17 protein-coding genes and 1 tRNA gene are annotated in these 26266 nt (G+C 43.6%); 14 read left to right on the forward strand and 4 right to left on the reverse strand.

Annotated features, from left to right (window positions below; all coding sequences use genetic code 11):
• From JT717_RS16345 to JT717_RS16355, 3 genes are all read right to left on the reverse strand, one after another.
• A partial coding sequence (locus JT717_RS16345; protein WP_205511575.1) for a hypothetical protein occupies positions 1–476 on the reverse strand: 476 nt, incomplete at its 3' end.
• A 41-nt stretch (positions 477–517) separates the two neighbouring features.
• Entirely contained in the window at positions 518–1582 is a 1065-nt protein-coding gene (locus tag JT717_RS16350; RefSeq protein WP_205511576.1) for a PorP/SprF family type IX secretion system membrane protein, read from the reverse strand.
• Between the two features lie 11 nt (positions 1583–1593).
• On the reverse strand, positions 1594–6486 hold the full coding sequence (locus JT717_RS16355) for an Ig-like domain-containing protein (protein WP_205511577.1): 4893 nt from the start codon (positions 6484–6486) through the stop codon (positions 1594–1596).
• A 326-nt stretch (positions 6487–6812) separates the two neighbouring features.
• Here JT717_RS16355 and JT717_RS16360 point away from each other — a divergent pair, with 326 nt between their 5' ends.
• From JT717_RS16360 to JT717_RS16380, 5 genes are all read left to right on the forward strand, one after another.
• Positions 6813–8093 (forward strand): TCR/Tet family MFS transporter, encoded by a 1281-nt coding sequence (locus tag JT717_RS16360; protein WP_205511578.1) that lies wholly within the window; start codon positions 6813–6815, stop codon positions 8091–8093.
• A 138-nt stretch (positions 8094–8231) separates the two neighbouring features.
• Positions 8232–9230 carry a DNRLRE domain-containing protein gene (locus tag JT717_RS16365; protein WP_205511579.1) on the forward strand — a complete coding sequence of 333 codons (999 nt, stop codon included), beginning with the start codon at positions 8232–8234 and terminating at the stop codon, positions 9228–9230.
• Between the two features lie 76 nt (positions 9231–9306).
• Positions 9307–10083, forward strand: coding sequence for an exodeoxyribonuclease III (gene xth / locus JT717_RS16370; RefSeq protein ID WP_205511580.1), 777 nt, complete (start codon positions 9307–9309; stop codon positions 10081–10083).
• A 177-nt stretch (positions 10084–10260) separates the two neighbouring features.
• Positions 10261–12255: a transglutaminase-like domain-containing protein gene (locus JT717_RS16375; RefSeq protein WP_205511581.1), complete on the forward strand. Its 1995-nt coding sequence runs from the start codon at positions 10261–10263 to the stop codon at positions 12253–12255.
• 8 nt (positions 12256–12263) lie between these two features.
• Positions 12264–14486, forward strand: a complete 2223-nt coding sequence (locus JT717_RS16380; RefSeq protein ID WP_205511582.1) for a DUF3858 domain-containing protein — start codon at positions 12264–12266, stop codon at positions 14484–14486.
• A gap of 74 nt (positions 14487–14560) precedes the next feature.
• Here the strand turns inward: JT717_RS16380 and JT717_RS16385 are convergent, their stop codons facing one another.
• Positions 14561–15076 carry a DUF6438 domain-containing protein gene (locus JT717_RS16385; protein ID WP_205511583.1) on the reverse strand — a complete coding sequence of 172 codons (516 nt, stop codon included), beginning with the start codon at positions 15074–15076 and terminating at the stop codon, positions 14561–14563.
• Positions 15077–15276: 200 nt separating this feature from the next.
• Here JT717_RS16385 and JT717_RS16390 point away from each other — a divergent pair, with 200 nt between their 5' ends.
• From JT717_RS16390 to JT717_RS16430, 9 genes are all read left to right on the forward strand, one after another.
• The gene (locus JT717_RS16390; protein WP_205511584.1) at positions 15277–16554 is read left to right on the forward strand and encodes a glucosidase family protein; all 1278 of its coding nucleotides are present in this window, start codon (positions 15277–15279) and stop codon (positions 16552–16554) included.
• Positions 16555–16623: 69 nt separating this feature from the next.
• A complete protein-coding gene (locus JT717_RS16395) occupies positions 16624–17418 on the forward strand; it encodes an SDR family NAD(P)-dependent oxidoreductase (protein WP_205511585.1) in 795 nt (264 codons plus the stop codon).
• Between the two features lie 122 nt (positions 17419–17540).
• Positions 17541–17614 (forward strand) — tRNA-Pro (locus JT717_RS16400).
• 309 nt (positions 17615–17923) lie between these two features.
• Positions 17924–19162: a site-specific integrase gene (locus JT717_RS16405; protein ID WP_205511586.1), complete on the forward strand. Its 1239-nt coding sequence runs from the start codon at positions 17924–17926 to the stop codon at positions 19160–19162.
• Positions 19163–19341: 179 nt separating this feature from the next.
• On the forward strand, positions 19342–20937 hold the full coding sequence (locus tag JT717_RS16410) for an RNA-directed DNA polymerase (protein WP_205511587.1): 1596 nt from the start codon (positions 19342–19344) through the stop codon (positions 20935–20937).
• Positions 20934–21665, forward strand: a complete 732-nt coding sequence (locus JT717_RS16415) for a hypothetical protein (protein ID WP_205511588.1) — start codon at positions 20934–20936, stop codon at positions 21663–21665. The genes JT717_RS16410 and JT717_RS16415 overlap by 4 nt, the downstream gene beginning before the upstream one ends.
• Before the next feature lie 138 nt (positions 21666–21803).
• Positions 21804–23087 carry a protein NO VEIN domain-containing protein gene (locus JT717_RS16420; protein WP_205511589.1) on the forward strand — a complete coding sequence of 428 codons (1284 nt, stop codon included), beginning with the start codon at positions 21804–21806 and terminating at the stop codon, positions 23085–23087.
• A gap of 33 nt (positions 23088–23120) precedes the next feature.
• Positions 23121–25283 carry an SNF2-related protein gene (locus JT717_RS16425; RefSeq protein WP_205511590.1) on the forward strand — a complete coding sequence of 721 codons (2163 nt, stop codon included), beginning with the start codon at positions 23121–23123 and terminating at the stop codon, positions 25281–25283.
• Positions 25284–25369: 86 nt separating this feature from the next.
• Positions 25370–26212: a hypothetical protein gene (locus JT717_RS16430; protein WP_205511591.1), complete on the forward strand. Its 843-nt coding sequence runs from the start codon at positions 25370–25372 to the stop codon at positions 26210–26212.
• Positions 26213–26266: the final 54 nt, after the last annotated feature.

A 26266-nucleotide genomic window follows, 5' to 3' on the forward strand; every position in this document is an offset into this window, starting at 1 on the left:
CGCAGGGCGACCAATTTATTTTCGGTACTGTCCAGCACCTTGCGGTCTTCCCGGCAAGCGACCTGAATATTCTGCAAGAGGGTCTCAAAAACCTGCAGATTGCGCAGATTGAGCGCCGCACTGTTATTGAGTACATTGTCTTTTAAAACGGCCAGCAGCGAATCTGTATGCCCCAGCTTGTCTTTTAATAGTTTTACCGGTAATCCCAGTTCGCTTTTATTCCCTACATTATTCAGGATCAGGTAGGTCTTTTCGATCTGCAGCTGGTAATCACTGGCAGTTAATTTGGCGGAATCGGAAAATAAGGCTGACAACTGGCTCGATCTTCTCATGCGGGAGGTATCCCAATGCCTGCGCGTTGAATCGCTACCGTTTCCGCGCGGCGTTTGTTTGCGGGTGGTATCCTGCGCCCGGGCAGGACATGCGAATGCGAAACCTATTATCAGGATGATCAGGAGGCCATGGAGGTTTTTCATGAATACTGGTATTATTGCGCCGCTAAGCTATAAAAACTAATTCAATTTTTAAATTGAGGGCCCCAGCAGTCAACCTGGCGTAATTCACTGTTATGGATGTTTAAAATGTCTCTATAGGATAATGTAAGCTCAAATCCACCGCGGTATGTAGAAGCGGAAACCAGTTTGCTTACATTTACATCATAGCTTATGCCAATGATAAATTTAGATAATTGCAGTTTCACTACGGGGATAACCGCATCATTCAATCGATGCAACAAGCCCAATGTGATTGTTTTTTGCATATCGTCCTCCACAAAGAGATCGCGGCTGAACATAAATCCATATTGCAGCACACCTTTACCTGCAGGTTTAAAAGCCGAAGCAAATTGTTTAAAATAATCTGCATAGGCAATAAACCGGTCAGTTTCACTCGTAGGTGCAGACAACCCGGCATTCAAACCCAGCTTTCTGTTACGGATTATTATATTTCCATCATAAAAACCCACATTGGGCTTCGTGAGATGGAAGAGGCCACCGCCAACAAAATATTGAACATCATTGTCAAACGTACTACTGTAACTAATGCCGGCCGAAAGATCTAAATAGTTCACATCTGTTTTGTTGAAAACCTGGCGGGAAGCAGGGAGTACGCTCAGACTGCCATTGCTTCCGGCAATGAATTGATCATTCATTATTAGTTTTGCAGGATCGAACCGTTGTTGCATCAAACCACCCATAACAGCAAAAGATAAGTAAGCAGGTCTGTCGTCACTCAGGGGAAAGTTGAAATTAGCCGCCGGCAAGATCTGGGTAGTGCTGAACTGAGCGGTTCCGGCCACATCCCTGATCACCTGTAAGCCAAGGGTAAGATTGTAATTGGTTAAAACAGGCATCTTGAGTTCCGCATTCAGCGCGTATGTTCTGTATGGGATGGTAACGCTTTGCCACTGGTTCCTGAAAGCCGCTGTAACGCGCACATCACCCGTAAACACACCGGCCAGGGCCGGATTCCGTAAAAGTGGTTGATCATAAAATTGAGAGAAACCCACATCCTGCGTTTTTCCCAGGTAGTAGCATTGCAATAGCATCAGCATTATACTGGCTGATATAAATTTCCTTTTCATACCACAACTGTTTAAAGTAATGTAACATTCCCCTTATAGGTATAGGGAACCCCGTTTTCGCATACAACTTCCACTGTATATACATATACACCGGTATCGCCCCGTTTTCCGTTCACCTGTCCATCCCAGCCAAACGAAACATCATTAGGCGGAAAATTATTTCTCTCGAAAACGATCCGCCCCCAGCGGTTAAATACCCTGAACGATTTAACCGACATAATACCGGTTGCCCGAACTATGAACTTCATATTTTCAGGTATATTTCCATTGGGGGTGAAAGCGTTTGCCATCAAGACCTGCGATTCGCGGCAAAACACTTTTACACAGAGCGTATCGCTGCCGCTGCAGCCATAAATATTGGTAGCATTTGCGGTATAGCAGGCGTTATTTTTTATGGTTACAACAGGGGAAGCACATACCGGGTTATCGCAGGCAATATCCTCGGCGGGTGTCCAATTAAAATTTCTAATCGGATAGACGCCCGGCTCTGCAGCATTGGCGATCGCAGGCGATAAACGCAGTAAAAAACCGGTTGGAAGTGTAAGTGAATCCTGCGCAAACTTAACCACCGGGTAGGCGCCGACCTGTATTAAGGTATCTGAGGTGGAACTGCAACCTGTTTGTAGGGAACTGACCGTAACAGAATATATTCCCCCATCTGCTATCCTTACATTATTGATTCCTGCTGCAGGAGCACTGACAGGGAACCCAGTGCCAGGACCTTTCCATAAATAATTCAAAGCCGGCGACGCACCTGGAATGGAACTGTAAGCCTGCAAATGCAGTTTATCGCCCATGCATAAAGGCGTTCTGGTTACTATTACAGGTTTCGAGGGTGACTGTTTAATTTCTACCTGCACACTCGTGGGTAACGAAATACAATTATTTTGAATGGCATACACTACGTAGGTTCCGGCATCAGCCACCGCTGCTGAAGGAAATGTGATCGCGGTGCTTTTGACAGTATCAGGCAAAGACCCAAAGGCATGACCAGCCCACACATAGTCAATAGGCCCGGCTATTGCACTGGTCGCAGACAGGGCGGTAAAGATCAGCGGCGTTTCACTGCACAGCGGCGGATTATAGCCAGCTACCGGTTGTGCAGGAGGCGTAGGATCTTTTAAAACAAATACATCCGGGATCTTTTGCGAAGCGCAACCATAGGTTTCCACAGATATGTTTGAATAAGAGCCGGCGGTTAAAGGCATTATTACCTTTCCACTCGCATCTGTGTTGCCGTTGTATGAAAGCGATGTTTGAAATTTATCATAATGCACCATCAATGGCGCATTTGGAATAGGGTTGTTATTAAGATCGAGCAGGCTTAAGGTAATTGAACCGGAAGGAATGCCACAGGCAGTTGGATGCATATAAGAGGAACTGGCGATCACCGGTGTAGGATGAACAATGGCAATGGCTTTTGATCCCGGTCCTTCGCATCCACTCGTATATACCTGGCTCACGTAATACGTGAAATGGGCGGGGTTTACCGTGCTTATGACGGGGGCGGCATTTAACAGCGCCTGATCCTGATCATACCATTTAATGGTGGCGCCCGGTAATGGCTGTATTTGTAAAACAGTGGGCGGCGTTCCCATGCAGAAATGCGTCGTGTCAGTAAGCGGTGCTGGTGGTACCGGGTTCACGGTGAGCATGAGATCATATGGCGTACCCGCACATGGGTTCTGCCCCGAATTAACCGGTTTCACCTGAATCGTAAGCGTTTGACCGGATGTTCCGCTATTGGTAAAAGATAAGGTTATCAGGGGGTTTAAACCCGACACCGTGCCAGCCATTATACCCGATATACCGGCCGGTATTGGAGTAAGCACTTTCCAGTCAAACCTTGTATCGTCTACCGTAGAAGAAGGCGCAAAAACCGCCGTTCCACCCGAACATATGCTTTGAGCAGCCGTGGGAAAACTGATAACCGGGCTATCATCGATCTGCACCGTAGTAGTTGTAGTAAAACCCGGACAAGGGGGCGCAGCTGCAATGGAATACGTTACTGTATAAACACCGGGCGTACTTAAAAAAGGATCGATCTCACCGGTAGACGTATTTAGCGACAATCCGGTACCGGCGCTGAACGTTCCGCCAGATGTGCCGGATAATGATACCTGTTGAAGCGTATTATTTCCCCGGCAAAACGGCGATCCCGGGTAATTAATAGTGGCCGTTGGCGAACCGTTTACGATTACTGCAGTGGATGTACTATAGGTGGCGCAGCCGCCTGTACCGCCAATAAAATATTTTATAGTGTAGCTTCCGGGTATAGCACCCGAAGGATTGAGCTCACCGGTTGTTGTATTTATTGATAACCCAGCCGGAGACACCGAATAACTACCGCCCGGCGTGCCCGTATGTGTGACAGGCACCGGCGGGTTAGGCGTATTTTCTGTGTTCACCACATTACATAGAACCGACGGGCTATAACCAATAATAGCGGATGGCGCCTGGCTCACTGTAACGGAGGTACTGGTAGTAAATCCCGGACAGGGCGGTGATGACGGAATGGTATATGTAACGGTATAAGTACCCGGAGTGCTGGTCGCAGCTGTTATGTTTCCGGTATTTGGGTCTATTGTTAAGCCCGCTGGTGCACTATAAGTACCACCAGAAGTACCTGTTCCCCCTACCCCCACCAATCCATCAGAAGTACAAACTGCAGGATAAGTGATAGTAGCCGTTGGCGCTCCGCTCACGGTCACTGAAGCGGTAGCTACAAAATTGGCACAACCACCGGTTCCCGGAACGGTATACTTTATGGTATATACGCCCGCAGCAGCACCTGAAGGATTGATTGCACCGCTTGTTGCATCTATTGATAATCCTGCCGGCGTTACGCTGTACACACCGCCTGTTGCCCCCGTATGCGAAACAGCAATGGGCGGGTTGGGCGTAAACGCACTGTTCACTACGTTGCAGAGCACGGTAGGCGTATAGCTGATAGTAGCTGAAGGACTGGCGTTAACATGTACCGTTATGGCAGCCCTTTGACTTTCACCACAGCCAGAGGATTGACTAACATAATAAATAGTAGTGCCGGGTGTTGCCGTCGGAGGAATGGGGGCCATGGCCGTGCCGGTACCACCGGTTGCATCGGTATACCATAATAAACCAGTGCCGGTGGCAGTTAGAGGATTGGACGCCTGGTTCTGGCAATAATTAATGGGGCTGACAACAACAGGCAAAATAGGCAATGCATTGACGGTTACAGTGATGACAGCGCGTTGACTTTCGCATCCATTCACTGTTTGACTGACATAATAATTAGAAGTTCCGGCATTTGTTGTATTCGGTACAGGCGGCGAAGCCGAACCGGTACCACCGCTTGCAGTTCCATACCATAACAAACCGGCGCCTGTGGCAGTTAGCGAAGGAGCGGTTTGATGTAAACAAAGCGATAGCGGTGAATGAACGGCCGGCGCCGCAGGTAAGGCATTCACTGTAATAATAATGGGCACCCGCGGGCTTTCACATTTGTTGGGTAATTGCTGACTTACATAATAGGTATAGCTGCCGGGCGAATTCGTTGATGGCGTTGGCGCAACCGATGTACCAAAACCGCCCGTAGCGCTTGTATACCATTTTAGTCCCGTGCCGGTTGCAGTAAGTTGTGCAGCTGCCTGGTTCCGGCAATACGTCAAGGGACTTGTTACCACAGGTGGCGGTGAAGGCTCAGCAACGGTAACCGTTTTTGCGATCATGTCGCTGCCACAAGCCGCATTCGAAGCTGTTAAAGTAACCGTGTAGGTTCCCGGTGATGCATACGTATGACAGGGCGGAGCTGGCAGATCAGAACTTGTACCATCGCCAAAATCCCAGCGGTAATCAGTATTTGTAAAACAGCCATTGTTGCCACTATACCCATTCGTAGATTGGTTTGTAAAACAAACCGGAACGTTCACACAGGCTGGTTGTGGGGAGAAATTAAAATTGGCGTCCGGCTTCTTTCTGATAATGATCTGGTTTAACGTATAGGTAGTGGTAAAGCAACCGTTGTTCGCTTCCAATCTTGCAGTATAATCAATGGCCGGACAGGAAGAGGTATTGTACACATGCGTTAGTAATTGATTGGTGCCGGAAGCATTCAACGGATGTTGCAGGATTGCACTTGTATTACCATCACCAAAAAAGATTGTATACGTAGTACCGGCTGAATTATTGGTCCAGTTACCAATAACAAATTCAACAGGAGCGGGAACACATAATCCAGTTGTTGGATGCGATGTGGTAAAACTGGCCAATGGATTCTTACCATTGTAAAACCGGTAGGTATTGGTCTTGGTACAACCGTTTTGAGAAGTGATGGTGATCGTTATGGTGAAGTAGCCCTGGGCAGTGTATGTGTGGGTAGTTTGTGCATTGGGCGCCCAATCGGCTTGATTAAAAACAGGCGTATGATCGCCCCAGTTTATTTCATAAACGTTGCCAGAACCGGTTGTTACGGAACTATTCCTTACTTTAAGCACATAAGTGGCATTGCCATCGCAATTCGTAAAGGGCGCATTTGGCGAACCCACATCCGTTAAGGCCGGTTTTGGCGAAGGCAAAATGGTTAAGGAAGCTGCGCTGGCGGCTGTACTATTGGGCGTCGTAACAGTGATTGGTCCGCTTAGAGCCTGTTCATGAACGACTGCCCTAATCGTATTGGCATCAATAACGGTAAAACGGACGGCATCTATGTTGCCACATTTTACAGCACTAACATCAGTGAAATTGGCGCCAGTGATGGTAATATTGTCACCCTGGCAAACAGTAGTTGGCGTAAATGATGAAACAGCAGGCACCTGGGCAAATAATGCAGTATAACCAGTGCTTGTGTGCAGCGCAATTGTAATGATAGTCCGGATAACAAATTTTTTCCATAGCCGGTTTGCGGTCTTAGGGCATAAACGCATAAGTTCCATTGCAGTTTGGGGATAAATCAGCATTGTACAGGCAGGTCAATACCACTTGGATCAACGCTGGTACATGCCAGAAATAAATACAGGGGAATGCTTGATGCGTTTATTGGTTGGGAATGAAAAGAAGAAGAAGCTATAAAAATAACGACGCAAAGATATTCTTATTTTTTTAAATACAAAGCACAGTATACTAAATGCAAGGCGGCAATGGATAAGTTCAGGCTTAATTTGTCGCAAATGACCTTTAAAAATGTCGCATTTACCGCCTTGTTTATTAAGTAGATCGCACTAAGTTTACCCCTTCAAATCAATACAAGTTTATGCAGAAACCGATGAAGTCAGCAATGGGCTTTATATTCATTACATTACTAATTGATGTAATGGGATGGGGATTGATCATTCCTGTGATGGCCGACCTGATCGCACAGTTAAAAGGGATACCAGTTAATGAAGCCAGCACTTATGGAGCTTTTTTATTATCTGTTTTTGCTGTAGCACAATTTTTATTTGCACCTGTAGTCGGTAACCTGAGTGATAGATATGGCCGCCGGCCGGTATTACTGTTTTCGCTCCTGGGATTCGGTATCGATTACATCATCCTGGCATTGGCGCCCACCTATGGATGGTTGTTCATAGGCCGTGTTATTGCCGGTATAACCGGCGCCAGTTTTACAACAGCCACTGCCTATATCGCAGATATAAGTCCCGATGAAACAACAAGAGCCAAGAATTTTGGCCTGATCGGTGCTGCCTTTGGGTTAGGTTTTGTGTTGGGCCCTGCCCTTGGCGCCCTGCTGGCTACCTGGGGAATAAGAGCGCCTTTTTATGCAGCCGCTGCGCTTTGCCTCCTGAACTTTTTATACGGATTGTTCTTATTACCGGAATCATTGAGCAAAGAGAACCGCCGGCCTTTTGAATGGAAAAGGGCGAATCCCTTTGGCTCGCTGAAATTTCTGACCACCCATAAGGAGATCGGCGGTCTGGCGATCAGCTTTTTTCTCATCTATCTCGGCGCACAAGCCGTACAGGGCAACTGGAATTTCTTTACCATCTACCAGTTTCACTGGACTGAAAAAATGGTTGGGATCTCACTGGCCGTTGTAGGCGTATTGGTGGGTGCAGTTCAGGGCGGCTTGACAAGAGTGGTAGTGCCCAAACTGGGAAATGAAAAAAGTATCTATATCGGGCTGGGCCTTTACACCCTGGGATTGGTTTTGTTTGCCTTTGCGACTGAGGGGTGGATGATGTTTGCTTTCCTGGTGCCTTATTGCCTGGGTGGGATTTGCGGTCCTTCGTTGCAGTCAGTTATTTCGGTACATGTGGCGCCCAATCAACAGGGAGAATTACAGGGAGCACTTACCAGCCTGATGAGCCTGACAACCATATTCGGTCCATTGATCATGAACAATACATTTGCTTATTTCACGTCGAGCAAAGCACCCTTCCATTTCCCCGGCATCCACTTTTTGATCGGGGCGGTATGTATGCTGCTCAGTATTATTATCATCTGGAAATTATTGAGCCGGGAAAAGAAAGAGCAACCAGAACTGTCGAAAGCAATTGCCAGTGCAGGTACGATGAGCGAAACACCGATGCATTAAGCGCGTTTGAATATTTGTAAAAGGGCGTCCTGGCAGATCAGGGCGCTTTTTTTGTGCCTGCCAATTTTCGGCCCTATTCGCAAAAATCAGTAAGAAATGGTATTTTGTCCGGGTACTGATAACCCTAACTTTTATCTCATGAAAAAAAATGTTACCCTCCCACTCGCGCTTATATGTATCATGGTAATGGACGGATTCAGTCAAAATAATAGTAATAGCAAAGAGTTGGTCTTTCAACCAGGCGCTAAAGACGGTAAAGACGCCTGGGTGCAATATGTGGAAGGATTGCCGGTGCATGCCGCCAGGAACTTCGGGGATGTTGACCAGTTAATTGCAGAATCCTGGACCTTTTACGGCCTCGGTGGAACCACCGGCCAGATCCGCGGGCTGCTTGATTTTACCGGCCTGCACCAGATACCGCAGGGCACAAAAGTGAATTATGCCTATCTCTCTTTATATGGCGTACCCACTTCAAGCGCCAATGATCGTGGCAACCAGGGCGCCAATGCCTGCTACCTGCAACGGATAACCAGTCCCTGGCAGGAACATACAGTAAGCTGGAACAACCAACCCGGTATTACACCCGCCAACCAGGTAACCATACCTGCTTCGGGAGAGGTCGTATGGAATTATCATGTGATCGATCTTAACATCACCAGACTGGTGCAGGACATCATTAATTTGCCACCGGCCAAACGTTATGGCTTTTGCATTCGCTTGCAGAATAATAATTACTACCGGTCAATGCTGTTCGCCAGCAGCGATCATGCCGATTCAACGCGGCACCCGAAACTGCGCATCAGCCTTAGCGATGAAAAACCGCTTACGGCAGCCGGGATTGCGGCATTAACGCCCGCCCGTACCGGTACGATGAAGCAGGGCATTTCTGCAGTGTCAAAAGCCGATCTCGATGCCCATCAGCTTAACATAGTATATGCACTTGTGAAAGATGGTAAAACCACCTTGGAGATCTTATCATCAAAAGGCAAATTGTTAAGGTCATATAAGCTGGAAGGCACCAAAGGAAGACATGTATTTACAACAGAGCTGGATGCAGACATATTGAAAGAGACAACAGCTACTTTAAAAATAACCCAGGGAAAAACAGCCATCTTGCTTCCTTTCCTGGATGAATAAACCACTGTGATAAGCACGAGGAATTATTTTATATAAATAATTACAATCGCTATATTCGATATACACGAATGATACCATGAAAATCGCTACTTATAATGTGAACGGCATTAATGGCCGGCTGCCGGTTTTACTGCGTTGGTTACAGGAAAGCGCCCCGGATGTAGTTTGTTTGCAGGAGTTGAAAGCGCCACAGGAGAAATTTCCTGAACAGGCGATCCTGGATGCAGGTTATCACGCCATCTGGCATGGACAAAAAAGCTGGAATGGCGTAGCCATATTGTCGAAGTTTGGCCAACCGGAAGAAACGCAGCGTGGCCTGCCTGGTGATCCGGAGGACGTACATAGCCGTTATATTGAGGCTACCGTAAATAATATAACCATCGGCTGCCTGTATTTACCCAATGGCAACCCGGCACCTGGGCCCAAGTTTGATTATAAACTGGCCTGGTTTGAAAGACTGACCCTGCATGCTGCGGGACTTCTAAAATTGCAAAGACCGGTTATTCTCACCGGTGATTACAATGTGATGCCAACGGAAAAAGATGTATATAAACCCGAGCGCTGGGTGAACGATGCTTTATTTCGCCCTGAAACCCGTGCAGCCTTTAAAAAGCTGGTCGACCAGGGTTGGACGGACGCCATCAGAAAGCTTTACCCCAACGATACCATCTATACTTTCTGGGATTATTTCCGCAATGCCTATGAACGGAATGCGGGCCTTCGGATAGATCATTTCTTATTAAACCCGGAAACAGACAAACGATTGCTGGCCGCCGGTGTTGATCATTATGTGCGGGGCTGGGAAAAAACAAGCGACCATGCGCCGGTATGGATCGAGCTGCAAGCTTCTTAAGTTTTAAAAGACGATATTACTGCTTCCCCCGATAAAGTCCGTTAGAATAAGCAAGCCCATTACATGTTACATCGTAATATTCAACAAATTGCCAACATTTAATAATAATATAGCAGCAATACCGTTGTATCAATATTGTATTGTATATCATTGCACTGCATAAAACCCTTGATCTAAATGAAACGACCTATAGCTGGCGCCCGCAGGCCTTTCAGGCCTGCCATTATTGTTTGCTCTTACCGCCTGGCGCCCCTCTTTTTCCTCTCCATTATCTTCCAGTTTTGTTTTCATTCTATCCATGCACAGGTGAGTGCCGACGATGCGGCTGATGCCGACCGCCTGGCGCGTATGTATAAGGACGACCATGTGATCTGCCGTTCGGCCCGCCACTATTTCACCTTCGACAAAGGCACCAATGCCCTGAAAGATAAAGTGGTGACGGTACAGGAAGACGCCACCCTGGAATTTATGTCGCTGAAAAAATATGCAAGCCTTACTTATCCTGAATTTTATAACAAGTTCATTCGCTTAAAAACTTTTCAAAAGGCGGTTAAATCAGGCTCCAGATTTCAGACATCCGCCAGGTCGGGCATCGACCGCTCACTGACGGATGAAAATATCTTTTTCGACGACAGCCGTGTACAATACTATCCCATTCGTTTTTCAGATAAAGGAAGTGTCGCCCGCATTACCGTACAAAAAGAATACACCGACGCTAAATACCTGCCACGTTTATTTTTTCATCTGCCCTACCCCGTTGCTGAACAGGTATTTGAGTTTAAAGTTCCTGAATGGCTGTCCGTAGATTTCAAAACCTATTGTTTTGACGGATATACAATAGAAAAGAAAGAAACGAAAAAAGGCGGTTATACCAATTTTGTGTTCACCATGAAAGAACTGCCGGCGCACAAAACTGAATACAAACAGATCGGCCGGGCATACACCGATCCGCATATTGTTATACAGGTAAAATCATTTGAAAGCAAAGGGGAACTGATACCCGGTTTTGATAAAACAGCGGATGTATACAACTGGAATAACCGCTTGTACAAAATGGGTAATAACGATCCTGAAAAGTTGAAACCCATCCTGGCCAAAATAACCGCCGGCCAAAACAGCGATATCGACAAGATAAAAGCCATTTACTACTGGGTGCAGGATAAGATCCGGTACATTGCTTATGAAGACGGTTATTCAGGTTATATTCCGGCATCAGCCCAGGAAGTGCTTGCCAACAAATACGGCGACTGTAAAGGCATGGCCAACCTGCTCACTGAATTGTTGAAGCTGTCGGGCTACGATGCTCATTTTACGTGGATCGGTACCAGGCAATTGCCTTACCCGCAATCACTTCCCGCATTATGCGTAAACAACCATGCCATTACCACTTTGTATTATAAAGGGAAGGAATATTTTTTAGATGCTACCGAAAAATATGTTCCGCTTGGTGAGAATGCATACCGCATCCAGGGCAAAGAAGCGATGGTTGCGAATGGCGATAAATTTGAGATCAGGACCGTGCCCCTTACCACCGGCAATGATCATAAAATAACAACCAAAGCCGAGTTTACGCTGAAAGACGAGCAACTGAAGGGCAATATCCAGGTCACCCTTACAGGTAATGAACGCAAGGATTTTCACCAGCTCTACCATGACCTGCCGATCTCCGGGCGGGAAGAGTTCTTAAACGGTTACCTGGAATTCAATAATGACAATGTGGAAGCCTCAGATGTTAAAACCAGCGATCTCAATAACCGGGATATACCGGTTTCCATTTCAGGTAATATCGCTTTAAGCAATGCCGTACAAAACATCTCGGGTAACAAATATATCAACCTCGATTTCTTTCCCAAGACCCTGGAAAAATATATGCCGGATGAAAAAAGAAAAACGGGTTACGATTTTGACTATGTACTGAGCTTCGACGATGAATTCTCATTGACCATACCAAACGGTCAGCAATTCGCTGATGTGCCGGAAAAGCTGGAGTTGAAACAGAACGGGTACGAATTTAAAGGCGAGTATGTAGTAACGGGTAACAAGATCACCCTTAAAAAACAACTCGTGCTGAAAAACAGTACCATTAACAGCGCTGACTTCACAAACTGGAAAAATTTTCTTGGATCCATTAAAACGTTCAGCAGCTATTTTTTCAGCGTTACCACTAAATAACCCGCTCCATGAATAACAATAAATCGCGTGCAACACGCAGTCTTTTCATCGCCTTGTTCTGCATCTGCAGCATGTCGGGAGCCCTCGCCCAGGGTTATATTGACGAGGATTTCCTCGATAATATTGAAAGCAATGCCCGCTTTATGCTACAGGAACAAGCGCAGGTCTTTAACCATAAAACGATTCCGGCCAAATGGAACAATGAGTCGGCAGTTATCATAGGGTATACCCGCAACATTCTGTTCGATCGTAAAAGCAGCGGCGGTTTTTTCAGCCGCCGCGAACGCAGCCTGTACTTTTTTGAGAAAACACATTTCAAAATAAGGCTCAACGATGAAAATGCGGTAAATGCTTTTTCCGAAGTTTATTTCCGCTATGGTTCCAAAGAAGACGGCTTTATTGCGCGCATCACCAAACCGGGCGACACGGCCACCAGCATTGACCTTAAGAATGCGGTAGGCGTCGAAAACGACAACGATATCCCCGAATATTTCAAGAGTTATTTTGACCAGGTAGCCCGTTCGAATTACAAGTATTACAAAGTACCGGTTAGTAACCTGGAACCGGGCGACATCCTGGAATATGTTACTACTACCAAGAGCAAACTGGATGTAACCACTTCGGGCTATATTGAATTCAATCCCAATTATGAAGTATGCAATAAGGATTATCCGATCCTGTACAATGAAATTGCCATTGAAACGGATGATAAGGCCTTTTTCAAATCCCTTTCATTGAACGGCGCTCCCGCCTTTAAAAAAGAAAGCAGCACCGAAGGTTTCTTCCGGTATGTATTTTCCGATAAGGACAGGGATACGGAGAAGGATGTGAATTTTATCAGTCCGCTTTTAAAATATCCGCTGGTTAAATTCCAGGTCATTTATTCGAACCGCGACGACGTAAAAGGCGCGCTGGTGGGCGTAAAAGGCGAACTGAAAAGCGGGTTCACGAAGGAAGAGCTGGCCCGCAAAGCCTGGGAAGATTATGAAATGGCGGGCGATATTCCCTGGTCTGCCAGCTATTTTACCGTGCAATCATATGTTGATCTGTTATGGAGCGAGTTGGTGCGCTTAGACGCCAAAAAGCTTACTGAACAGCAGTATGTCGAGATGGCCTATTATATGTTGCGCAATAAGATCGTATTCATGCGCGAATATCTTTCTGATAAAACTTTTGCGTATATCTTCGGCTCCCTGCTGCATAAGCGTGATATTAAATCTGAACTGGTCATCAGCATCAGCAACAATGTGGGCCAGTTGAACCAGGTATTGTTCGAACAGGAGATCAGGTATATTATTAAATTGGGCGACAAGCTGTATTTTAATATCACCGACTACTCGAATCCCCATGAACTGGAAGAAAATTTGCTGAACAACGAAGCCTATATCATTACCAAGCCGGCGAAAAAAAATGGCATCCCGGAAACAAAACCGTTAACTTTACCAGGATGTACAGCAGCTGACAACACCTCTGATTTCAGCATCACTGCCGAGCTATCGTCAGATATGAAAAACCTGCAGGTAGCGCGAACATCTTCATATAAAGGCATTCAAAAGACCCGGAATATTGTGAGTGCATTGAAGTACACGCCTTACATGTTTGATGACTATAAAAATTATGGCGCCTCAGACCCAACAGAGAAGATGAAAGCGAAACAGGCCGAAGAATATAACAACTCGGTGCGTACGATAAAAGATGAGTATAAAGTACAGAAGCCTGAATATGTAAAAGAATCACTGCAGGGAGAATTCAAACAGCCGGTGAGCAATGTGCGCTTTACGCTGCTGAACGATGGGCGCACCCAAAAGAAGAGCACCCTTTCCTTCCGCGAAGAATTTGAATTGCCGGATATGGTACGAAAAGCAGGTAAAAAATACCTGGTGAACCTGGCCGGTTTAACCGGATCACAATTGCAGATCAAAAAACAAGAAAGGAACCGCAAGTTTGATATCGATGTACGTTCTCCCAAAACCTATAGCTGGGATATTCAGTTCAAGATCCCGGCCGGCTACACCGCAGAAGGATTGACCGAATTGAATAAAAACGTAGATAATGAAACAGGAACTTTTACCTGCACAGCGAAAGAAGAGAACGGCTCGGTAAAGATCAAAGTGGTAAAATGTTATAAAGTAAAGAACGCCCCCGTTACCAAGTGGAATGATATGCTGGCATTCATCGATGCTGCTTATAACAGCACTTTCAAGTATATCCTCTTAAAACCGAAACAATAACACCCACCCTTTTAAAAGCATAAACGAAAAAACCGCTCTTGCAGCGGTTTTTTCGTTTTGAACGGATGGTTCAATTAGTTTCCGGTTTCCAATTCCTTCACTTCCGTTGTTCTTTCCAGATTCTTATCGTTGCCGATTGACTTTATAAAGGTGATCAACTCGTTGGCTTCAGGGGCCGGTCTGGCAGAATGCAGGTATTTTCTTTTGCCATTATAATAAACGATAATGGTGGTTTCAGATACATCGGTGATGCCAACGGGAGTAAAGTTCAGGCTGTCGAGATTGCTTTTCTTCAGTACATCTATCAATTTATTATACTGTTCCTGGGACAATGTGCCTTTAAAACGGCCGCTGCCGGCTGAATCGATAGTACTCTTTGTTTTATAAAATTCCCTGTTTACGTATACCGCCTTGTTATTATCGATCTCAAGGTCCATACTGGGACAGGTTCCATTACAGCGGCTCAAATGATAAATGAGTTTTGAAAATTTAAAGTCATCAGCAGCATTTGCGCTGCCAGCAGATGGTGATTTACAGGAAAAAAGGATTGCCATTAGAACGATAACGGCAGAAAACATGGATCTTTTCATTTTAGTTTTTTGTGTTTCAGCAGTATTATCAAATAAAAATTCCGCGAGTATACGGCATTTTTGAACAAGAAGCAATTAGGATCATTAAATTGTAATTACCGTTGCATTACTTTATTATTTTCACCTGAATTGCGCCCGCTAAACAAAAATTGGTTCGCTTGCTACTAAATTGTAACTATGTGAATACATAATTGCTAACGATGAACATCGGAACGATTGCTGTTTTAATGGGAGGCCTGCTTATAAGTAACATGGCAGTTGTTGGCCAACAGCCGCAACCAAATATTATGGCCATGGCCGATTCGGTAAAGATAATGGCCGAAGCATTGATCAAACAAGGCTTTAATGCCGGCGATGGCTATGGGGAGGTTTGGATCAGGGATTTCAACACCTTTATAGATCTGGCCTGTAAAGTACATGATAAAGCCCTGGTGAGGAAAAGCCTTATTACCTTTTTTCAATTTCAGCAGGATGATGGCGCTATCCTCGATGGATACGTGCCAAAACCAAAAGGTGCGGGCGCAGGTTATAATTACTATTATACGGCCCTTGCGCCGGAATATGCCGGCCATAAGAATACGGTGGAAACCGACCAGGAAAGTTCTCTCGTACAGGCAGTAGCCAAATACATTCGTCATACGGGCGACCGGTCGATCCTAACGGATACCGTTGCGGCGCTGACCGTTCAGCAAAGGCTGGAGCGGGCTCTGCAGTTTCTGATGAATAAACGGTATAACGACAGGTATGGGCTGCTCTGGGGCGCTACAACGGCCGACTGGGGCGATGTGCAACCTGAGCATGATTGGGGCGTAGAATTGAATGCCGATAGCCACCTGGCGATAGATATTTACGATAACGCGCTATTTGTGAGTGCTATTAATGACTATCTCGATATCACGAACGCCGGCAGCAATCAGCGCCGCTACTGGACAAAAACGAGAGACGAGATCAAAAAGAATATCCGCAAACACCTTTGGGATCCGGAAAAACAAAAATTCCGGCCGCATCTTTACATCACCAGCTCCCCATTTCCAGCATCGTTTAATGAATCGGAAGTATATTATCATGGGGGTACTACGGTAGCCATTGAAGCAGGACTTCTGAGCAAAAGCGAAGTGCTGCAAGCCTACAAGAAAATGCAGGAAAACGTAAAACGCGCCAATGCCGCGACCATTGGACTCACTTTGTATCCGGTGTATCCGGCCGGTTCATTTAAGAATAAGGGTATGGGCCCATATTCATACCAAAACGGTGGCGACTGGACCTGGTTTGGTGCCCGCATGGTAACGCAGCTGATCCGGTACAATTTATTGAACGAAGCACGCGAGGCCCTGACGCCGATGCTAAGCCGTGTACTGAAATATAAAGGATTTTATGAATGGTATACACCCGCCAATGAGCCCAAAGGTTCTGCCGGCTTTAAGGGAGAAGCAGGTGTATTGTGGACGGCGATAATCGAATTAGAAAAGAAATCCTAAATGGGCGGTCAACCACCTGCATAAACAATTTCTGCGGCAGGCTGTTGTATTCATTCAAAAAGATATTCAATGGATCTGCAACTACAGGATAAAACCGCATTTATAAGCGGCTCTACAGCCGGGATTGGCTTGTCGATAGCTGAGGCATTGTTAAAAGAAAACGCTGCCGTTATCATTAATGGACGTAAAGATAAACAGGTGGAAGAAGTGGTAGCGGCACTTCAAAAGGCTTTTCCGAAAGGCAAAATATCAGGTATTTCCGCAGACTTTGGGAAAAAAGAAGAAGTAGAAGCACTGATAGCCCAATTGCCACCGATTGACATACTCGTAAACAATATAGGGATCTTTGAACCCAAACCATTTGCTGACATTCCGGATGAAGACTGGTTCCGTTTTTTTGAGGTGAATGTAATGAGCGGGGTTCGGCTATCACGCGCTCTTTTTCCAAAGATGTTAGCAAAAAAATGGGGCCGTATTATTTTTGTGTCGAGTGAATCAGCGGTATTTATACCGGATGAAATGATCCATTATGGGATGACAAAAACGGCCCAGGTGGCCATTGCCCGCGGGATGGCAGAATTAACGAAAGGCACCCAGGTGACGGTAAATACGATTTTACCCGGGCCTACCAAATCGAGAGGTGTGGGAGATTTTGTGAACAGCCTGGCCACTCAGGAACAGGTAAGTTTCGACGAAATGGAATCCAAATTCTTTGAGGATTTCAGGCCCACTTCCCTATTGCAACGCTTTGCCACGACAGAAGAAGTGGCCAATATGGTGGCGTATCTGGTGAGTCCGCTGGCGTCCGCCACGAATGGCGCTGCTATCCGGGTGGAGGGTGGTTTGATAAGGTCGATATTGTGAGAAGGATATGGAGACGTAGGATGGGTTTGCTGGTGGCCGTCATAACCTGATTTCAATCAAGAACCGTAATTTGTTGGGTTTTATTGAATTTAGTTATATTTGCACCCCGAAAACTCAAATTTCGGGCAGTAGCGCAGCCCGGTAGCGCACTACGTTCGGGACGTAGGGGTCGCAAGTTCGAATCTTGTCTGCCCGACGAATAAGGTCAAAATCTTCACCAAAGGCGCATCCCGCTGCAAGCGGGATGCGCTTTTTTTAAGTTTTCATATCAGTTTATTGCAAAAAGTATCAAACCTCATGTGAACCAGGAGGTGAACTGGCGTGTGAACCGATAGAAATTCTACTTTCAGTTCACAAAACGAGGTTAACTAGGTTAACTATTTAATCTCCAATGTATTGCATCAGTGAGATTTGATACGATTTGATGTGTTTTGGTGTCATTTTTCAAGTTCGGAGTGGCCGAAAGATCACAATTCGAGTCAACCAAAAACAAAAATGAAATGGTATGAAAACAACAAACACGTTCGGGGTGCATTTTATATTGCGGAAGAACAAGACGCAGAACGGAAAGTATCCGGTTTATGCCAGGATCAGTGTAAACAAAAGCCGTTGCGAACTGGCTATGAAGTGTTACATGAAAAAAGAAGACTGGAACGAAGTAAAAGGCTTGGCCAAACCAAAGAATGAAGAACTGAAACAGTTGAATACTTACTTGGAAGAAGTAAGGGCGAAGATCACCAACTACTATCGGCAATTCGAACGGCTGGAAATTGTCATCACCGCCGAAGCACTCAAAAACGCTTACCTGGGCCAGGGCGATCAGCTGAAGCAGAAAACGCTGATGGAAGTGTTTACCCAACACAACAAAGAAATGGCCGCTTCCCTGAAATGGGGTACGATGAAAAACTACTTCACCACCGCCAAATACCTGAAAGAGTTTTTAAGCAACCGGTATCCCGGCGGCGATATATACCTGAAGCAGCTCAACTACGAATTCATTTCTTCGTTCGAGTTATACGTTCGCAGCAATCCCATTACCAATGGTGAGCCCTGCACGCAAAACGGTACCATGAAACACATGGAACGATTAAAGCGGGTGATTAATTGGGCCTGCAAAATGGATTGGTTACCAAAGAATCCATTTGATCAGTATCAATTAAAATTCAAACGGAAAGAACGGGAATTCCTTACTGAAGTAGAACTAAAGGCTATCGAAAACCAGCTATTTGTTACCGCTTCCATGCAGGAAGTAAAAGACCTGTTTATTTTCAGTTGTTATACCGGCCTGGCCTATTGCGACCTGATTGAATTATCACCAGATCAGATAGCACCGGACACCCAGGGCCGGTACTGGATCTATACTAACCGCATGAAAACCGAGATCCGGGTAGATGTTCCTCTCCTTGCACCAGCATTAGCCATTCTTGATAAATACAAAGATCACCCCGCCGCCAACCAGCGCCAGAAAGTGTTCCCCTACACCTCCAACCAGGAAGTCAATCGCCAATTGAAACTGATCGCCGAAGCCGCCGGCATCAAAAAGCACCTCACCTTTCACCTGGCCCGGCATACGTTTGCCACTCTCCTATTGATGAACGGCGTTCCTATTGAAACCATCAAAAAGCTGCTGGGGCATACGAAAATCACTACCACTATGATCTATGCGCATGTGGTGAATGCGAAGGTGGGAATGGATATGGAGGCGTTTGAGAGGAGGATGAAGTTTAAAGAAAGCATTACGTGACCGAACATGCTATCTCAAAAATACACTTTTTAAGAAAAAACATTTTTTCAATAGAAAAACGAAAATTAATAAATTGAGAAAAAATGTTTTGATTTTTGCCCATATGCGTAATTAGTACAAATACAAACAGCACAGCAAGTAAGTCCTTGGTAAAATAACCCCATAACAGAATTAACACCATGAAAGAAAACTTCAGAAAGGCGTTAATAAACATTGTAAGACACGGAGATACTGATATATTTCCCTTTCCTTTTGAAAGATATTTGTTCGCTGAAAAGTTGCATGAAGCTATTGATATCTTAAATTCCTATCATAGCAATTTAGAAGAAGCTCTCAGTCAGTCACCACCATTAACACTTGTGAAACTTAGTCAGGTAGGCTATTATGGATTTAGACAAGCTACAATGATCGAGCCCTTTTGGAATGCATACTATCTTGGTTTAGTAATTTCATTAGCAGACAGCATTGAACAGAAAAGAATAAAAGAATCCGACAAGCATGTGTTCTCTTATCGCTTCAAGTGGAACGAGGATACCGGTTCGCTTTTCAAAGAAACAAGTTGGATTGATTATAAAAAACAATGCATAGAAAATTCCAAATCCTTCAATATTGTTTTGCAAACGGACATTTCTAATTTTTATCCAAGAGTAAATCACCATAAGCTAGAAAACGAGCTAAAAAGAGTTGACACGAAATCAGACATTCCGAAACGTATAATCAGATTATTAAGTGTTTTTTCGGGGACTATTTCTTATGGCCTACCTGTTGGAGGACCAGCGTCTCGAATTTTAGCAGAGCTTGCTTTAAATCATACAGACTACCATCTATATTCCCGGGGAATTGTTTTTTGTAGATATGCTGATGACTATACAATTTTTTGCAATACAGAGTCTGAAGCTTACAAAATTTTGATCTTTTTATCCGAAAAATTGTCTAATGATCAATTAGGACTGCAAAAAGATAAGACTAAAATAATGTCATCCGCAGAGTTTAGGGAAATCCATAACTTTTTAGATCCCAAACCACTAAATGATAAGGAGTCAGAAGAAGAACAAAAGCTATTAAATATTTCAATTCGATTTGATCCTTATTCTGCTACAGCAGTTGAAGATTATGAAGCTCTAAAAGAAGCAGTACAAGAAATTGACATAATAGGAATTCTTTCAAGAGAAGTAAATAAAACGCGTATTGATCAAAGCGTCACCAAACAGGCCATAAATGCAATAAAAGCTTTAACAAATGACCGTCAGATTCAAGCTGTAAAAATCCTTTTAGATGGAACCAATCTATTAACACTTTCTCCTGTGTTCACAACCATAATACGAGCGCTAAGGAGCATCTACGAAGACCTGAATGAAGAAGGCAAAAGCTTAATTGATAAATCCCTAATGGATTTGTTTATTAATGAAAGTTATTTGACAAAAATTGAAATGAATTTGAATTACATTGTTCAGATTCTTTCATTGAAACACGCTCCTGAGAAAGAAACTTTATTTATAAAACTATTCGAAACCGAAACAAACCACTTACTAAGAAGGCAAATCATTATGGCAATGACAAACTGGAACTGCCACTATTGGCTTGTTGATATAAAAAATCAATTTGCAATATTAACACCATGGGAAAGAAGAGCTGTTATTTATTCTTCTTACTTTTTGGGAGATGAAGGAAGACATTGGCGAGACCATAACAAAAACTTATTCAGAAATGAAGAAGAATTGATTCGTGATTGGTGTTCGTTTAGGAAACAATCTAACAGCTTGATACTTGTATGATAAATGAAAGAAATATAGCAGAAAAATTTAGTGCTATTTGGAAACAAAACTTTCCTATGTTAACCCCTAACTTCATTAAAATTTTTAATGAAACTCAGGTAAATTTAATTAATTTAAATGCAGTATCAATAAATGATGGAGAACGATATGATTTAGTGTCTGAAGCCTCATTTAAACTAGCAGAATTAGTTATACAAAAAAATTGCACTCCAAGCGATTACTTATCACATCAAAAAAGCCTCAGTATCTTACTAGAAAATACAGCCCAATCTATTTGGAGAAAGGGCGGCCAATTTGGAGCTGATATAAAGTTGACCAATTCTGAATTAAAAGATCTTATTCAACTTTCAAATAACTTACTTGAGTTTATTCATTTTACCAAAAAAGAAGATATCCAATTTAGGCCGAAACTTAAAGGTTACGGATTCATACCTGATTTAGAAGCTGATTTATCAATAGATGACACACTCTATGAAGTAAAAACGGTTACAAGAAATTTCAAATCGACTGATTTAAAACAGCTTTTTATTTATTTAGCCTTAAGACAAGTGAGTGAAGGAAATACTTGGCAATATGCAGGTCTATATAACCCTAGAAAAGGAACATTCACAAAGTTTAATGTAAAAAAAGTTATCTATAATCTGTCTGGGGGTTATACGCCAAACGAAGCTTTTGGAAAATTATTGGATGGATTAGTTAGAGATATAGAAATCGATACTACTTTCTAAATAGGCTGACGGACAAAACTGATTTACCGATGACTTTGATTGTTTATGCTGATCTTAAGTAAGATACAGGAAGATAGAGCAGGTCTAATTTAAAATATCGCCGAACTTGTTGGCCATCTTTGTTTATAACTTTATCGTATGACTACCACCACCTTTATTGAATGTCTTGATGCATACCAGCATCACTGTGAAACAACCGACTGGGTGAAGAATGAAAGTTATAAGTTTTTCTTTGCGAACAAGCTATTCAAATCCGTTAATCTGGGATTACAGGACGACACTACAGTCCTTAAGCTATGTAAACAATCGCTCAAAGAAGACTATTCGCTTGGCAGGGAGCTTTCCGTCATTGGAGTCCAGTTCCTACAAAAAGCCGGCTACGATCAAATATCCGTGGCTATAACGCTCGAAGATATTCAGATCATGAAGTACCTGTGGAAAAACGACATTCCTGACAAAGAATTCTTCGAATCCAGGGGTATGAGCTATACCGGTCTTACCGGCTGGCTGGGCACACTGATTCCTAAAAAGTTTATGCCAGTTGTTGTTACTTATTTCTCCAACACCATCCCATATCTTTTTGGCTTGGGTGATGATTTTCCGAAGTCAGGATATAAGTATTTCATCCAAGGACAGAAATACTTCAAACAAACAAAGGATCTCCTCATTAAGCGCAATATACCTCAATATTTCCTCGAACGCATAAACGATTACAGGGCACAAGCCAATTTAGGGGAACCGAAAAAAAGGTATCACGATCTGGATTGGAATTGGGTCGTACAGGACTTTCACCTTTTCGTCCACAAGGTTTATTTGGGGCTGTGGGCACCCAAATCCAAAGCCACAAAAAAAGAAAGCGACACCCTGTTCCCTATTCCAATTTCAGTACAAGCAAAACCGGAGCATCTTCCAGTACCAGTCGTTATTACCTTTGAGCCGTACATCCCACCACCACTCAACCTTGCCTCCGCCAGCACCAATGACCAGAACCGTGACCTGGCATTCTCCTCCAATCACTACTTGGAGAAATATAAGAACCAACTGACAAAAGGTACCCGGTGCGAGCAGTTAATATTAAAGAAGGAGAAAGAAAGGCTTTCCACTTCCGGCAGACACGACCTGGCTGAACAGGTTGAAATAGTTTCCGACAACCCTGATCATGGCTTCGACATAAAATCCTTTGAAACGGATGAAACTCCCATGCAAATAGAGGTCAAAGCCATTCCTAGCAATAACCCCAAGTCATTTTACATTACCGCTAATGAGCTTGAAAAAAGCGCCATGTTAGCAAACTACTATATCTATTGCGTATATGAATCTGAGGATGAAGAACCCCAAATATTCCGCCTGAAACGCCCTAATCTTAACGATCCAAAGTATTTTTTTTTAGAGCCGCTAGTGTATAGAGTATCTTTCATGTAAGGTTAGACCCGTAGATTAAACCTCACCCTTCTAATGCCAACAATAGACCTTTTTTCATATAGCTATAAGCACAATTGGCCTCTACAGGACCATTTTCCCATTAATAATGACACACATGAGCGTACGGTAAAATCGGTCTTGCTACGGGATATTGCTGCGTCTTCGGATTATTTGATCGTGACTGGCTTTACATCCTTGGCGAATCTTATCGAAATTTTCGGAACAGCGAATTATCTGCAACTTTCAAAGTTGCGGGTTGTGCTGGGTTTTGAACCGGAGATAATCAGCCGGAAAAAATGGCCCACGTATAATCTCGTAACAGAAGTAAAGAACTACTGGCTACGGCAAGGCATATCAATTGTATTGGGCGGGGCTGTTCTAAATCTTATAGAAAAAATACAGGGTGGACAATTTGATTTTCGTCTTCTGGACAAACTGCACGCAAAAATATATGTGGGTGACCAGCATGCCATCCTGGGCTCTGCTAACTTTAGTAAAAACGGAATCACTAAACAGCAGGAAGCTAATATTCGTGTCGCTGTGACCGGTGATGAAAAAGAAGCTTATCAGTACAAGCAAACCAAGCTCCTGGCGGAAAATTTTTACGACCTGGCAGAAGATTACAATGAGAAACTAATTGACTTATTGCATAAGTTGTTGAAAGATGTAACCTGGCAGGAAGCATTAGCAAGGGCTGTGGCAGAGGTTACCGAAGGCGAATGGCTAAAAGAGTATCCAGAGTTATATCGTGCTGTTATTAGTACTGAACTATGGCCCACCCAACGAATGGGTCTTTCAAAAGCAATGTACGTTATACAAAATCAGGGAAATGTATTGATAGCCGATCCTACAGGTTCGGGTAAAACAAAATTATGCACTGCTCTGGCCTATACTTTGTTCCATTGGCTACTAGCCAACGGGAAAAAGCATATCTCCAATGCTCTGATCATTTCTCCCAAACAAATTCTGGATAACTGGCAACGGGAAGAAAAATCATTCAAGATTTTTAACAATATAAAATCAATGGGTATTCTCAGTACTGGAAAAGAGAAGACCAAAAAACAGGTTCAGCTTGATATTGACAAGGCTAGCATCTTAATTATTGATGAAGCGCATAATTATTTAAATAGGAGTTCAATACGGAGCAGGTCGATTGCTCCTGCAGGTTCTTCGCATATCATTCTTTCTACGGCAACCCCCATTAATAAAAAAGCGGAGGATTTGTTAAGGCTTATTGAATTGCTTGACATAGACAACCTGTGTGACGAAGATCTTGACGAGTATATAAAGCTGCGAAGCTCGGCTGTAAAAGTATATGACGAAGGCTATATTAATAAATTGAGGAATTATATCAATCAGTTTATTGTGCGTCGTACAAAAAGAACATTGAATGAGTTTATAAATAAAGAGCCCGATAAATACCATAATAATGACGGCAAATTGTGTAGGTATCCTAAAGCTATCTCTACGACCTATGAAACAGGAGAAACTGACGATGACAAAGCGATAGCAACGAAAATAAAAGATTTGTGCAGCCGGTTAAAGGGAGTAAATTATCTGCAAAAGTTGAAGTATCCGGAATATCCGCTGGAATCAGATGAAGATAAGCAGAAGTATATCACGCAACGACTAAATTCCGCACCGGCGTTGGCTGGGCATATCGTTAAGTCTGCATTGCGATCATCCCGATGTGCTTTGATGGAGACACTGGCGGGCTCACAGTATGCGATGGACTATTATAAATTTGAATCCGTCAAATCAAAAACAGGAAATGTAATACAGAAAATAAAAGATTGTAAAAAGAAGCTGCCGGTCACTGATTTCAGTAAAACGCTTCTTCCTTCATGGCTTACAGATGTTGACGAATATATTTTGGCCTGTAATGCTGAAATTAATATTTATGAGGAGATACTTTCCTGGACAAAAAAATTGAGTGATGCAAGGGATATGGCCAAGATTGAACTGCTCAATACCAAAGCTCTGCAGTATAATAAATTATTAGCCTTTGATTCCACCATCCTTACACTAGATTATTTCAAAAAGAAATTAGCAGAAAAATATCCAAATGTTGAAGTAATAGTAGCAACGGGACAGAGTGATAAGAGCAAAGATCGGGTTAAAGAGATCTTTGGCCGGGGAAGTAAGTACCAGCATAAAGCAATTGCGCTCTGTTCAGATGCGATGTCCGAAGGGTGAATTTACAGGATGCCAGAGCACTGATCCTACTAGATACGCCTAGTGTATTACGTTTAATTGAACAGCGAATTGGGAGATTAGAAAGAATGGATAGTGAACATGAAAAGATACATGTGTACTGGTCAGATGACAGTAAAGAGTTTTCGCTAAACGGCGATAAAAAGATAATTGACATTCTTGCCATGACAGACAGCCTTATTGGCAATAATGTGGAAATCCCTAAAGCTTTATACGATAAACACCTGCAGAAATCAGCTACAACCAGAAATCTTATTAAAGCATATGAGGAATATTCTTCCGACGAATTTGCATGGGAAGGCATTAAGGATAGCTTTCAATCCTTATATGATTTGGTTGAGGGCAAGTCGGCGATTATTCCTGCTGATATTTATGATCAAGTAAAGGATGTGGAAGCGACCATAAAGACCAGGGTCAGTTTTGTGGAGGCAGATTGCGAGTGGAGTTTTTTTGCTATCCGTGGAGACAGCACAAGAAGCCCCAAATGGTATTTTATTGATGATTCAGGGAAGGCTTCTACCGATTTTTCGGAAATCAGCGATCTGCTCCGCAGGCACTTGCTGAATACTACGCTGAAGCAGGAAAAGTGGACTACTGAAACGAATGAATACCTAATTGCAGCTGTAAAAAGATTGAGGCGAAAGGAGATTGAACTATTACCCTTCAAGAAAAAAAGAGCTTTATACGTTGCGAAAAATACCCTCTACTATTTTTTTGATAGAGAAAATAACCTAGATAAAAAAAGATTAATCAAAGCGGTTATAGAAATATTTAACATTGAAAATTCTAATGATTTCATACTCGATTTTAATCATTTTGCAGACCTGTGGTTGGAAATTGTAATCGGTAATTACAACTACAGAGTTTTTGGTAAACAGGAATACACAACAATTGGCAACAATAGTACATAACTTTTGGTAACAAGGGTGCAAAGAAATTGGCAACAAAGAGTGCAGAGCTTTTCC

Source organism: Longitalea arenae, from assembly GCF_016924755.1.
Lineage (GTDB): Bacteria > Bacteroidota > Bacteroidia > Chitinophagales > Chitinophagaceae > Niastella > Niastella arenae.

Coding starts and splice junctions, on each gene's coding strand:
- JT717_RS16350 (WP_205511576.1), bottom strand. CDS start 1,582: ATGAAAAGGAAATTTATATCAGCCAGTATAATGCTGATGCTATTGCAA.
- JT717_RS16355 (WP_205511577.1), bottom strand. CDS start 6,486: ATGCGTTTATGCCCTAAGACCGCAAACCGGCTATGGAAAAAATTTGTT.
- JT717_RS16360 (WP_205511578.1), top strand. CDS start 6,813: ATGCAGAAACCGATGAAGTCAGCAATGGGCTTTATATTCATTACATTA.
- JT717_RS16365 (WP_205511579.1), top strand. CDS start 8,232: ATGAAAAAAAATGTTACCCTCCCACTCGCGCTTATATGTATCATGGTA.
- xth (WP_205511580.1), top strand. CDS start 9,307: ATGAAAATCGCTACTTATAATGTGAACGGCATTAATGGCCGGCTGCCG.
- JT717_RS16375 (WP_205511581.1), top strand. CDS start 10,261: ATGAAACGACCTATAGCTGGCGCCCGCAGGCCTTTCAGGCCTGCCATT.
- JT717_RS16380 (WP_205511582.1), top strand. CDS start 12,264: ATGAATAACAATAAATCGCGTGCAACACGCAGTCTTTTCATCGCCTTG.
- JT717_RS16385 (WP_205511583.1), bottom strand. CDS start 15,076: ATGAAAAGATCCATGTTTTCTGCCGTTATCGTTCTAATGGCAATCCTT.
- JT717_RS16390 (WP_205511584.1), top strand. CDS start 15,277: ATGAACATCGGAACGATTGCTGTTTTAATGGGAGGCCTGCTTATAAGT.
- JT717_RS16395 (WP_205511585.1), top strand. CDS start 16,624: ATGGATCTGCAACTACAGGATAAAACCGCATTTATAAGCGGCTCTACA.
- JT717_RS16405 (WP_205511586.1), top strand. CDS start 17,924: ATGAAAACAACAAACACGTTCGGGGTGCATTTTATATTGCGGAAGAAC.
- JT717_RS16410 (WP_205511587.1), top strand. CDS start 19,342: ATGAAAGAAAACTTCAGAAAGGCGTTAATAAACATTGTAAGACACGGA.
- JT717_RS16415 (WP_205511588.1), top strand. CDS start 20,934: ATGATAAATGAAAGAAATATAGCAGAAAAATTTAGTGCTATTTGGAAA.
- JT717_RS16420 (WP_205511589.1), top strand. CDS start 21,804: ATGACTACCACCACCTTTATTGAATGTCTTGATGCATACCAGCATCAC.
- JT717_RS16425 (WP_205511590.1), top strand. CDS start 23,121: ATGCCAACAATAGACCTTTTTTCATATAGCTATAAGCACAATTGGCCT.
- JT717_RS16430 (WP_205511591.1), top strand. CDS start 25,370: ATGGATAGTGAACATGAAAAGATACATGTGTACTGGTCAGATGACAGT.